The sequence below is a fragment of the Pseudomonas sp. 6D_7.1_Bac1 genome, from assembly GCF_025465945.1.
Classification (GTDB): domain Bacteria; phylum Pseudomonadota; class Gammaproteobacteria; order Pseudomonadales; family Pseudomonadaceae; genus Aquipseudomonas.
Genome location: NZ_JANLNW010000012.1, coordinates 19,994 through 31,605 on the forward strand (window position 1 = coordinate 19,994; position 11,612 = coordinate 31,605).

Here is an 11,612-nt window from a genome sequence, read left to right on the forward strand (position 1 = left end):
CAGCTTTCCCGACCACAGATAAAAATCTGTTTGAAACGCACAAAGGGACAGCGCTCTCGTGCCCTTTGTGCTGAACATCTGGCCGGGTTTAGATGCCCAGGCAGAGGTATTTGATTTCCAGGTAATCTTCGATGCCGTACTTGGAGCCTTCACGGCCCAGGCCCGAGGCCTTGATGCCGCCGAATGGCGCGACTTCGTTGGAGATCAGCCCGGTGTTGACGCCGACCATGCCGTATTCCAGGGCTTCAGCCACACGGAACACACGACCCAGGTCACGCGCATAGAAGTACGAGGCCAGACCGAACTCGGTGTCGTTGGACATCGCGATCACTTCGGCTTCGTCTTTGAAGCGGAACAGAGGTGCCAATGGACCGAAGGTTTCTTCCTTGGCCACTGCAGCGCTCTTCGGCACGTTGGTCAGGATGGTCGGTTCGAAGAAGTTGCCTTCCATGACCTTGCCACCGGCCAACAGGGTCGCGCCTTTGCTCAGGGCGTCAGCAATGTGCTCCTGAACCTTGGCCACGGCTTTGCCGTCGATCAACGGACCGGTGGTGGTGCCTTCTTCCAGACCGTTGCCGATCTTGAGTTTGGCCACGGCCACTTTGAGTTTTTCAGCGAACGCGTCGTACACCGAATCCTGAATGTACAGACGGTTGGCGCAGACGCAGGTCTGGCCGTTGTTACGGTACTTGGAAATGATCGCGCCTTCGACGGCCTTATCCAGGTCCGCGTCGTCGAACACGATGAACGGTGCGTTGCCGCCCAGTTCCAGGGACACTTTCTTGATGTCCTTGGCGCATTCAGCCATCAGCTGACGACCGATTTCGGTCGAGCCGGTGAAGGACAGTTTGCGCACGATCGGATTGCCGGTCAGCTCGCTGCCGATGTCGCCGGCGCTGCCGGTCACAACGCTCAGCACGCCTTTCGGGATACCGGCACGCTGGGCCAGTTCAGCCAGGGCGAAGGCAGAGAATGGCGTTTGCGAAGCAGGCTTGAGCACCATGGTGCAGCCGGCAGCCAGGGCCGGGCCGGCTTTACGGGTGATCATGGCAGCCGGGAAGTTCCACGGCGTGATCGCAGCGGTCACGCCGATTGGCTGCTTGATCACGATCAGGCGCTTGTCCGGCTGGTGGCCCGGAATCACGTCACCGTAGATGCGCTTGGCTTCTTCGGCGAACCATTCGATGAAGGACGCGGCGTAAACGATTTCGCCCTTGGCTTCAGCCAATGGCTTGCCCTGCTCCAGGGTCATCAGGCGAGCCAGGTCGTCCTGGTTTTCGATGATCAGTTCGAACCAGCGACGCAGTTTGTTCGCGCGGTCCTTGGCGGTCAGTGCACGCCAGGCCGGCAGCGCTTTGTCAGCGGCTTCGATCGCACGGCGGGTTTCGGCAGCACCCATTTTCGGCACGGTGCCCAGAATTTCGCCCGTTGCCGGGTTGGTGACGTTGATCGTCTGACCACTGTCCGCATCAACCCAGGCGCCATCAATGAAGGCTTGCTGGCGGAACAACAGGGTGTCTTTAAGCTGCATGTCGGCTTTCCTTAACAGCACCGCGCACGCGCGGAGCGAATTATGATTGTAGAAAGGCGCCTTGAAGGCTGCCGTCAGGGAAATCATTCACCGGGCTGAAGCACATAAATAGCGCACTGATTGAAACTCGTGCGGTTCAGCACCCAGACAAGAGCGTTTGAAATCTCAAACGAATCCTAGGATCAAAGGGGGTAAAGGACAATAGGCTGTTCGAAAAAAAGAACGAAAACGCCGCATTTGCCCTGTTTTTCTGATCAACGTAGCAAACACCCGTTGGGCGGGCGCGAAACATCAGGTTATTCAGCAGCATGGACGCCCGCAGTGCATATGAGTATCATGGCGCCCGCATTGCACCAGTAGCTCAGCTGGATAGAGTACTGCCCTCCGAAGGCAGGGGTCGTGGGTTCGAATCCCGCCTGGTGCACCATACGCAAAACGAAAAAGCCCCAGGTCGTATGGCCTGGGGCTTTTTTGTTGAGTTTGTCCCTGTCCCGTCCCGAATAAGGTTTACACCTGTTTCAGGATTAGACAATTCCCTGTTTCCCCCGAAATCAAACCCTCACATTACGTCCCGGTGCCATGGAGCGCTGACGGGTTTCCCAATCTTTGGCCAGCCCCACTGCCGCATCGGACGCTGGCAACATGCTGCGCCCGCGCACCAGGTCGGATGCCCGCTCGGCGAGCATGATGGTCGGGGCGTTGAGGTTGCCGTTCGGCTCGGTCGGGAACACTGACGAGTCGATCACCCGCAAGCCTTCGATGCCCCGCACACGCAATTGGGAGTCGACCACCGCCATGTCATCCTCGCCCATGCGGCACGAGCCGCAAGGGTGGTAGGTGCTCTCCAGGTTTTCGCGCACGAACGCGTCGATGTCTTCATCACTGGTGACCTGCGCGCCGGGTGCAATCTCGCCATCACGAAAGCGATCCATAGCCGGTTGGCCGATGATCTCGCGTGTCAGACGTATGCAGCGGCGGAATCCCTCACGATCTTCTTCGCGCTGCAAGTAGTTGAAGCGGATCTCCGGGTGCTCATAGGGGTCTGCGGAGCGAATCCGCACATGGCCCCGACTTTTGGGTTTGTTCGGCCCGGTGAGGACCATGAAGCCGTGGCCCTTGATCGGTTTTTTGCCGTCGTAGCGCATCGCCGCAGGCAGGAAGTGGAACTGGATGTCTGGCCAGCGCAAGCCCTGCTCGGAGCGGATGAAACCACCGGCCTCGAAATGATTGGTGGCGCCAAGTCCATCCTTGAACAACAACCAGCGCAGACCGATCAACAGCTTGCTCAGGGGATCCATTTTGCTATTGAGCGTTACCGGTTCCTTGCAGCCGAACTGGATGTAAACCTCAGCGTGATCCTGCAGGTTTTCCCCTACCCCTGGCAGGTCATGCCGGACTTCGACCCCGGCTTTCCTGAGCACATCTGCCGGCCCGATACCGGACCGTTGCAGCAGGTGCGGCGAACCGATCGGCCCGGCCGAAACCAGTATTTCCCGCTTGCAATAGACCTGGTGTGTCTGGCCTTCGCAGTCATAGACGATCCCCACCGCACGCTTGCCTTCGAGGATGATCTGACGCGTCATCGCGTGGGTGACCACGGTCAGGTTCGACCGCCCCATGGCCGGCCGCAAGTAAGCATTGGCCGTGGAGCAGCGAACGCCATTTTTCACCGTCATGTGCATGGCACCAAACCCTTCCTGCATAAAGCCGTTGCAGTCGTCGGTCTTGATGTAACCCGCCTCGGCCCCGGCTTCGATCCAGGCCCCATACAGCGGGTTTTTCATGTTATTGCCGTTGTTGGTGTGCAAAGGCCCGGAGCTCCCACGGTAACTGTCGCCACCGGCTTCGTGGCTCTCTGCCCGCTTGAAGTACGGCAGGCAATTGCGATAGCCCCAATCGCGTGCGCCGAGCGACTCCCATTCGTCAAAGTCATACGCGTGGCCACGGATGTAAACCAGGCCATTGATCGATGATGAGCCGCCCAGCACCTTGCCTCTCGGGCAGTGGATCCGACGTCCGTTGAGGTAAGTCTCCGGCTCGGTCTCGTAGCGCCAGTTGTACTTCTTGGTGTTCATCGGGATCGAGAAAGCACTCGGCATCTGGATCACCACACTGCGGTCGCTGCCGCCGAACTCCAGAACCAGCACTGAGGTGGCGGGGTCTTCGCTCAGACGGTTGGCCAGCACACAACCTGCCGAACCCGCGCCGATGATGATGTAGTCGTATTTTTGGGTGGCCATGGTTATCTCCCGACCGTCGATTCGTTGAAAACCGGCAACGGGTAGTGGGTCTGCTTGTCGCCGGTGGTGTATTGCGGGGAAGTTTTCTCGATGTGCCGGATCACGGCTTCTTCGCGTTTGAGGTCGATCGAGCGGCTGAACCAGTAGTACACAAGTCCCGACACGATCAGCCCGACCAGCCAGGCGATGTCGATGCTGCCGAGCGCTTTGGCGAGCGGGCCGACATAGACCTCGCGCTGTTCAACGCCGTCGTAGATGTAAAAAAACGGGATCATGGAAATGAAGCCGATTGCATATGCGGCGATGCCGCGCAGCCCCCAACTGCCGTAGATGTTGCCGTGCGGCATGAAGAAATGCGGGATGGCGTAGCGGCCCTTGCGGACGAAGAAGTAGTCGGTCAGGTTGACCGAGGTCCATGGCACCAGGAAGTACAGCATCACCACCAGGTAGATACCCAGCACCGACAGCCCTTTGCCCGAACTCTGGATGCTCAAGGCCACGCCCAGTTGCAGCAGGATCACGAAACCAATCGCCAGAATGCGCGCCTTGCGCGTCGGCTCGATGTGCTTGATGGAGTCAACGCAGGTCAGCGTGGTCAGTTTCGCGCTGTAAATGTTCATCGCGATGACCGGCAGGAAGGCCAGGATCGTGATGACTACTACCGCAGTACCCATGATCGGCGACACCGTGTTGCCCACTTGCCCGAGGGCGACCAGCACGTCAGTGGAATGCAAGTGATCGGCCAACCAGCCACCCACCGAAATCATCCAGGCGCCGGACAACGAGGCGCCCAAAAAGACCACCGCGATCAACTTCCCACTCGGTGTGTTCTTGGGCAGGTAGCGCGAATAATCGGAAACGTAAGGGGCGTAAGCGATGTTGTAACTCGCCGCCGCAGCGAACTGTGCGATGAAACCGGTCCAGTTGAAGCCCAGCTGGGCCGGGGCAACCTCACCGGCTGCGAGTACCGGCATCGGCGCATCGGGAACCCAATGCATCAGCACCGCCAACGTCACCAGACCGTAAAGCGGAATCGACAGGTACAACGCCCATTTGAAACTGCGGTGCATCCAGTCATGGCCGAGGATCGCCAGTATGGCCGCCGGCACCGTCACGGCCACCGCCACCACTGCGGGGTTGAAGCCGAATAGCGTGTGCAGGCCCTGCATCATCAACACGAGGTTGACGATGTTGAACCCGGCGAACACAAACAGCGTCGCCAACAACACGAGAATCACCCCACGATAGCCGAACTGCGCCCGCGACTGAATCATCTGCGGCAGCCCCAGATGAGGTCCTTGCGAACCGTGAAAGGCCATGAACAACGTGCCGAACATGATGCCCAGCGTGCCGGCAAGGGTGGTCCAGAGAGCGGTCAGCCCGACGCTCGGACCGACAAAGCCGATGGTCATGGTAAAGAACGTGAAATTGCCCAGGAACCAGAACGGTCCCTGGCTCGACAGTTTGTCGGTACGCTCGTTTTCGGGGATGAAGTCGATCGAATGCCCTTCGACGACTGGCTTGTCGTCGCGGGCGGACGCGCTCGGGGCGGGCTTGGCGTTAGTGTTCATGACGTACTCTTATTGTTGGAAGATCATGACGAGATAACTGCATTCTTTCGGGTGAACGACCCTGTGGCGAGGGAGCTTGCTCCTGCTGGACTGCGCAGCAGTCCCATTTTTTTGGGCCGCTCTGCGACCCAGCGGGAGCAAGCTCCCTCGCCACAGATTCAGTGTCCCGCGTGCCTACCTGGCGTTGTTGCTGGCGCCGTTTTGGAATGAACCAAACCTCAAGGCAGCGTGATCCAGACCGCCTTGGTCTCCAGCAGGTAATCGAGCTGTTCTGGCCCCAGATCCTTGCCGAATCCGGATTGTTTGTAACCACCGAACGGCATCGCCGGGTCGAGTGTGCCGTGGGCATTGACGTACACCGAACCCGCTCGCAACCGCGGAATCAGGCTGTGCACGCGTCCAAGGTCATTGGAATAGAGCGCGGCCGCCAACCCGTAGGGTGAGTCGTTGGCCAGTGCCAGCGCTTCCTCTTCATCGTCGAAAGGCGCAGTTACCAGAACCGGACCGAAGATCTCCTCCTGGACGATGCGCATATCGTTGCGACAATGGGCGAAGATGGTCGGCTCGACGAAATAGCCGGGACCCTCGACAGGCTGGCCGCCGTAGACCAGTTCGGCGCCCTCGCGCTTGCCGGTTTCGATGTAGTCTGTCACTCGCTCCTTTTGCAAGGCCGATACCAACGGGCTGATGAAGCAGTCCGGGTCCAGGCCCGGGGCAATCTTCAAGGTCCGGGTGTAGGCGATCAACTCGCGCAGGAATTCGTCGTAGACACTGCGATGAACATAGGCGCGTGTACCGGCATCGCACACCTGACCCGAGTTGAAAAACACCCCGTTGGCGATGGCTTGGGCGGCGGCCGGGATGTCAGCGTCGGCCAGCACGATAACCGGTGATTTCCCTCCGAGCTCGAGGGTCAGTCGCTTCATTTCATCCAGCGCCGCACGGCCGACGGTGCGGCCTACCGGCGTCGAACCGGTGAAGGTGAGTTTGTCGATACCTGGGTGCGTGGCCATTGCCGCACCGACCACGCTGCCGCGTCCGGTGACAATGTTGATCACCCCATCCGGGATGCCGGCTTCCTGAACCAGTTCGGCGAAACGCAAGGCCGACAGCGAGGTCAGTTCGGCGGGTTTGACCACCACCGTGCAACCGGTTGCCAGGGCAGCACCAAGCTTCCAGGCCATGGTTTGCAGCGGGAAGTTCCAGGGCACGATGGCGCCGACAACGCCCACCGCTTCCTTGCGTGTATAGGCCAGGTAGTTGCCCGGTAACGAGGGCTCGACGGTACGCCCGTGGAGTTTGGTGGCCCAGCCGGCAAAATAGCGCAGGGTATCGACCGTGCCCTGAATATCGACTTCCCGCGCAAAAACCACCGACTTGCCCATGTCAATCGATTCGATTTCGGCCAGTTCTGCCGCGTTGTGTTCAATCAGATCAGCCAGACGATGCATCAGCCGCTCACGCTCGCGCGGCTTGGCCTGACGCCAGGCGCCACCGTCAAACTGGGCTCGGGCGGCTTGCACCGCGCGATCCAGATCCTGGGTCGTGCCCATGGGAATGCGGGTGATCAGGCCCTCGGTCGACGGCTCGATGACCTCGGAGGTCTGGCCATCGCTGGCCTCGACCCAGGCGCCACCGATGAACATCTTCTGAACCTTGCCGAGAAAGGTTTGGGTGGCTTCGGATACTCCGAATTTCTGCAGGTAATGCTTAACGATCGTGTCCATTTTTATTTTCTCTGCCCGGCAGTCAGGTCCTGCCGGGGCATTGTGGTTCGATGATCGATCCGGGCCATCAGGCCGGGGTGGCTTCGCTCATGTTCTGACGCGCTTGAGCCCGCTCGTGGAAGATGAAACCGATGCTGTTGAGTAGCAGCTGGGCCGCGAGAATCGAGGTCATACCGGTCGGGTCATAAACGGGCGCGACCTCGACCAGGTCCATGCCGACGATGTTGCCTTTGCTGCGTTTGGCCAGGGCCTGGATGATTTCCAGCACTTCGTAATACAGGAAGCCGCCATGGCTGGGCGTGCCCGTTCCGGGCGCGATGGACGGGTCGAAACCGTCGATGTCGATGGTGATGTAGTAGTTGATGTCTTGCGGGATCAACGCCAGCACACCTTCGACGCCGAGGCGGCGGACATCGCGCACCGAGAGAATTTTCGAGCCGGCGGCATGGGCGGCTTCATAGTCATCGCGGTTGGAAGAAGACACGTTGCGGATGCCCATCTGGGTCATGCCGACGATGTGGTTCATTTCCGAAGCGCGACGCAGCGGGTTGCCATGTCCATAGCGAACACCATGGCGCTCGTCGACGAAATCCAGATGCGCATCGAAGTGGATGATGTGGATCGGGCCGCGCCCCTCGAAAGCCTTGATCACCGGGGCGTGAATCGAGTGATCACCACCGAGCACCACAGGCATGACGCCGGCATCAAGAATCTTGCGCACGGCGAACTCGGTGTTCTCGTTGCTCGTGACCATGTCGGTATGCACGATATCCGCGTCGCCCACGTCCACCATGCGCACGTCCGATGCGGTCAGGTACATGACGTCATCTTCGTGGTCATAGGCGCCGGCGTGGCCGAAGGAAAACAGCGTCGATGCCTCGCGAATCCCGCGTGGCCCAAAACGTGCGCCGGAACGCCACTGGGTGCCCATGTCATTGGGCGCGCCAAGGATGGCGACGTCCGCATCGAGCGCATCCCAATCAGTGCACACCGGCGACTTGGCAAAGGTGCAGTGACCCACGAATGGCAGGTTCAGGCGACCGGACTCATAACCATGCTTCGACATGTTCAGGCATCTCCAATTCTTGTTATAGGTTCAGCGGGCTGGATAGGCGACCGCCGTTGGAGTGACTATGGGCGCAGGTTTTCGTGGAAAAAATGCTAAACATCAGATACTCATATCGGCATTGCCGATGCATCCACAGGCAGGAGATCCAAGGTGATTCAGCTGCACGATGTCGACCTGAAACTGCTCAGGGTGTTTGCCACGATCGTCAGGTGCGGAGGGTTTTCCGCCGCGCAGGCCGCCTTGAATGCCGGCCAGTCGACCATCAGCGAACAGATGACCCATCTGGAAACCCGGCTCGGGGTCAAACTCTGCCAACGCGGTCGCAGTGGTTTTCGCCTGACCGAGCAAGGCGTGGCGATCCATGAAGCCACCCAGCGCCTGCTCTCGGCGGTGGAAAACTTCTGCATGGACGCCGACGTGCTCAAGCAGCACATCAGTGGAAAACTCAACCTGGGGATCATCGACACCACCATCACCGACCCGGACTCACCGATACCGCGGGCCACGCAACGCTTCGTGTCCAGGGGACATGATGTCCACCTCAACGTGTATGTGGGCACCCCCGCAGAACTGGAGGAGCGCGTGCTCGACGGGCGACTGCACCTGGCCATCGGGCACTTCCCGATCTACGTTCCCGGCCTGTTGCACTCGCCGCTTTATCAGGAAGCACTTGGCCTGTATTGCGGGCGGCGTCATCCGCTCTATGGCAGCAAGGCCGAGCGCGCCGAACTGCTCGAAGAGATCGGCGCGAGCCGCATCGTCGCCAGGGGCTACATGCAGCAATACGACCTGGAACACCTGGGCGTCAGCAAAGCCGCGGCAACGGTGGACAACATCGAGGCCCTGGCCATCCTGATTATCTCTGGCGCCTACCTGGGTTTTCTGCCCATGCACTTCGCCGATCAGTGGATCAAGACAGGCGAGATGCACCAACTGGCGCCAACGAGCTTGCGCCTGATGTCGCCCTTCGATGTGATCACCCGACGTGGCACTGCCCCACCGCCGATACTTCAAACCTTCCTCGAGGATCTGGCGGCCTGTTCGCGCAACGCTGGCCACACCTGACAGGCCACTGACGGCCACGTACCGTATGGCAAGCAATACGACCGTCACGCTCGCCACAATCGAACAGAGCCCGGCATACTCATTCATCGTAGCGATCCGGTTCGCAACCCTTTCAGGCCTCCTATGCGCATCCACGTCACCTTTACCGACCGCGTCGGCATCACCCAGGAAGTGCTGGCCCTGCTCGGTAGGCGCAGCCTCAATCTGGATGCCGTCGAGATGGTGCCACCGAACGTTTACATCGACGCGCCGACCCTCGGTGCCGATGTACTGGAAGAGCTGCGCGAGGCTTTTCTCGGCGTGCAGGGTGTGCAAGCGGTGACGATGGTCGACATCCTCCCCGGCCAGCGCCGACGCCTGCAACTGGATGCCTTGCTCGCTGCCAGGGCCGACCCGGTGCTGGCGGTTGATGGCCGCGGCCACGTGCTACTGGCCAATCCGGCGCTGATCGCACTGTGTGGTCGTGAACCGGCCGGTGAGCCGCTGACGGCAATATTCGATGAGCCCTCCTTGCAACGTACGCTGATCGAACACGGCTATCGCCTGCCCATGCGCGAGGTCACCCTCAAAGGCCAGACCTTGCTGCTCGATGCCATGCCGATCAGCGAAGCCGGCGAGTTGGACAGCCGGCCGCTGGCGGGTGGTTTGCTGACGCTGTACGTGCCAAACCGCATCAGTGAGCGCCTGGCCGCCCTCCATCACGACCACGCCGAAAGCTTCGAGGCGCTGCTTGGCGACTCACTCCCGATGCGCGCCCTGAAAGCCCGAGCCCAGCGCATTGCAGCACTCGATGCACCGCTGCTGATTCAGGGTGAAACCGGCACCGGCAAAGAGCTGGTGGCCCGTGCCTGCCACACTTTCAGCACGCGGCGCGACTCGCCGTTCCTGGCCCTGAACTGCGCGGCATTGCCGGAGAGCCTGGCCGAGAGCGAGCTGTTCGGCTACGCCCCGGGCGCCTTCACCGGCGCCCAGCGCGGCGGCAAACTTGGTCTGCTTGAACTGGCTGATCAGGGCACGGTATTCCTCGACGAAATCGGTGAAATGTCGCCCTACCTGCAGGCCAAGTTGCTGCGCTTTTTGAGCGATGGTTGCTTCCGTCGGGTCGGCGGCGATCGTGAGGTCAAGGTCAACGTGCGGATCCTCAGCGCGACCCACCGTGACCTGGAAAAAATGGTCAGCGAAGGCAGTTTTCGCGAGGACCTGTTCTACCGTCTGAATGTACTCAATCTGCAAGTGCCGCCACTACGCGAACGCGGCCATGACATCCTGTTGATGGCCCAGCACTTCATGCAGCAGGCCTGTGCACAGATCCAGCGCCCGGTTTGTCGTCTGGCACCCGGGACTTATCCGGCGCTCCTCGAAAACCGCTGGCCCGGCAATGTGCGCCAACTGCAAAACGTGATCTTCCGCGCCAGCGCTATTTGCGAGAACCCGCTGGTGGGCATCGACGATCTGGATATCGCCACGACGGCGGTGGCGCGGCAAAACGACGGCGAGGTCGGCAGTCTGGAAGATGCCGTCGAAGGTTTTGAAAGGAGCCTGCTGGAACAGCTCTACCGCAGTTACCCCTCCAGCCGGTTACTCGCCGCACGCCTGCATACTTCGCACAGCGCCATCGCCATCCGCCTGCGCAAATACGGTATTCCCGGCAAGGCCTGACCGCCGCCCATACAGCCCTTTTACGTGCGCCGTATGCAAATCGCTACAGCGTACCGAATTCAAGACAAAACGCTGTAACACCGCCTCCTCATCGCCTTTCCCCTCCTTCGCCCAGGCTACCCGGACCCTCTGTATTGAATTCACTACAGAAGCGTCCCATCCAACACCACATAAACACATCAACTAATTGATTTATAAGCAATAAATAACAATGGCACTGCACTTGCTATGGGCTCTCCAGCCACGCTCGCTGCCCGGCACGAGCCTGTAAATCGTCTCCCGCCACAAGAAGCGGGTGAGTCTGACCCCTGAGGAGTTCACATGAGCGAATTGCGTTTTACTGAAGATCACGAATGGCTGCGTACCGAAGCTGACGGCAGCGTTACCGTTGGCATCACCGCCTTCGCACAGAACGCCCTGGGCGACGTGGTGTTCGTGCAACTGCCTGAGCTGAAGGCCTACGACAAAGGCGCCGAAACCGCCACCGTCGAATCGGTAAAGGCGGCCAGCGGCGTGTACATGCCATTGGACGGTGACGTGGTTGAAACCAACCCAGCGCTGGAAAGCAATCCAGAACTGGTCAACGAGGCTCCACTGGGCGAAGGCTGGTTCTTCCGCTTCAAGCCAACCGATGCTTTGGCTGTCGCCAAGCTGCTGGATCAGGACGCCTACGACCGTCTGATCAAAGATCACGCCTGAGGAATCAGCATGACCACCCTCCTCGACACTCATGATGAATTCACGGCGCGT

Annotated in this window: 8 protein-coding genes and 1 tRNA gene; 4 read left to right on the forward strand and 5 right to left on the reverse strand. The window is 60.0% G+C overall.

Annotated features, from left to right (window positions below):
• Positions 1-88: 88 nt before the first annotated feature.
• A complete protein-coding gene (gene gabD, locus NTD87_RS04165) occupies positions 89-1,531 on the reverse strand; it encodes an NADP-dependent succinate-semialdehyde dehydrogenase (RefSeq protein ID WP_262112102.1) in 1,443 nt (480 codons plus the stop codon).
• Positions 1,532-1,881: 350 nt separating this feature from the next.
• Between gabD and NTD87_RS04170 the strand changes: the two genes are divergently transcribed.
• Positions 1,882-1,958 (forward strand) — tRNA-Arg (locus tag NTD87_RS04170).
• Positions 1,959-2,082: 124 nt separating this feature from the next.
• Here the strand turns inward: NTD87_RS04170 and betA are convergent.
• The 4 genes from betA to speB form a co-directional block, all read right to left on the reverse strand.
• A complete protein-coding gene (gene betA / locus NTD87_RS04175) occupies positions 2,083-3,771 on the reverse strand; it encodes a choline dehydrogenase (protein ID WP_262112103.1) in 1,689 nt (562 codons plus the stop codon).
• A gap of 2 nt (positions 3,772-3,773) precedes the next feature.
• Positions 3,774-5,342 carry a purine-cytosine permease family protein gene (locus NTD87_RS04180; RefSeq protein ID WP_262112105.1) on the reverse strand — a complete coding sequence of 523 codons (1,569 nt, stop codon included), beginning with the start codon at positions 5,340-5,342 and terminating at the stop codon, positions 3,774-3,776.
• 218 nt (positions 5,343-5,560) lie between these two features.
• The gene (locus tag NTD87_RS04185; protein ID WP_262112106.1) at positions 5,561-7,069 is read right to left on the reverse strand and encodes an aldehyde dehydrogenase family protein; all 1,509 of its coding nucleotides are present in this window, start codon (positions 7,067-7,069) and stop codon (positions 5,561-5,563) included.
• Between the two features lie 67 nt (positions 7,070-7,136).
• Positions 7,137-8,135, reverse strand: coding sequence for an agmatinase (gene speB, locus NTD87_RS04190; protein WP_262112107.1), 999 nt, complete (start codon positions 8,133-8,135; stop codon positions 7,137-7,139).
• Between the two features lie 153 nt (positions 8,136-8,288).
• Between speB and NTD87_RS04195 the strand changes: the two genes are divergently transcribed.
• The 3 genes from NTD87_RS04195 (at position 8,289) to gcvH (ending at position 11,561) form a co-directional block, all read left to right on the forward strand.
• A complete protein-coding gene (locus NTD87_RS04195) occupies positions 8,289-9,203 on the forward strand; it encodes a LysR family transcriptional regulator (protein WP_262112109.1) in 915 nt (304 codons plus the stop codon).
• Positions 9,204-9,326: 123 nt separating this feature from the next.
• On the forward strand, positions 9,327-10,862 hold the full coding sequence (locus NTD87_RS04200; protein WP_262112110.1) for a sigma-54-dependent transcriptional regulator: 1,536 nt from the start codon (positions 9,327-9,329) through the stop codon (positions 10,860-10,862).
• Between the two features lie 321 nt (positions 10,863-11,183).
• The gene (gene gcvH / locus NTD87_RS04205; RefSeq protein ID WP_262112111.1) at positions 11,184-11,561 is read left to right on the forward strand and encodes a glycine cleavage system protein GcvH; all 378 of its coding nucleotides are present in this window, start codon (positions 11,184-11,186) and stop codon (positions 11,559-11,561) included.
• Positions 11,562-11,612 lie beyond the last annotated feature (51 nt).

Excerpts from the sequence above, each read along its gene's own strand:
- betA (WP_262112103.1), bottom strand. The coding sequence starts at position 3,771 with ATGGCCACCCAAAAATACGACTACATCATCATCGGCGCGGGTTCGGCA.
- gabD (WP_262112102.1), bottom strand. The coding sequence starts at position 1,531 with ATGCAGCTTAAAGACACCCTGTTGTTCCGCCAGCAAGCCTTCATTGAT.
- NTD87_RS04180 (WP_262112105.1), bottom strand. The coding sequence starts at position 5,342 with ATGAACACTAACGCCAAGCCCGCCCCGAGCGCGTCCGCCCGCGACGAC.
- NTD87_RS04200 (WP_262112110.1), top strand. The coding sequence starts at position 9,327 with ATGCGCATCCACGTCACCTTTACCGACCGCGTCGGCATCACCCAGGAA.
- gcvH (WP_262112111.1), top strand. The coding sequence starts at position 11,184 with ATGAGCGAATTGCGTTTTACTGAAGATCACGAATGGCTGCGTACCGAA.
- speB (WP_262112107.1), bottom strand. The coding sequence starts at position 8,135 with ATGTCGAAGCATGGTTATGAGTCCGGTCGCCTGAACCTGCCATTCGTG.
- NTD87_RS04185 (WP_262112106.1), bottom strand. The coding sequence starts at position 7,069 with ATGGACACGATCGTTAAGCATTACCTGCAGAAATTCGGAGTATCCGAA.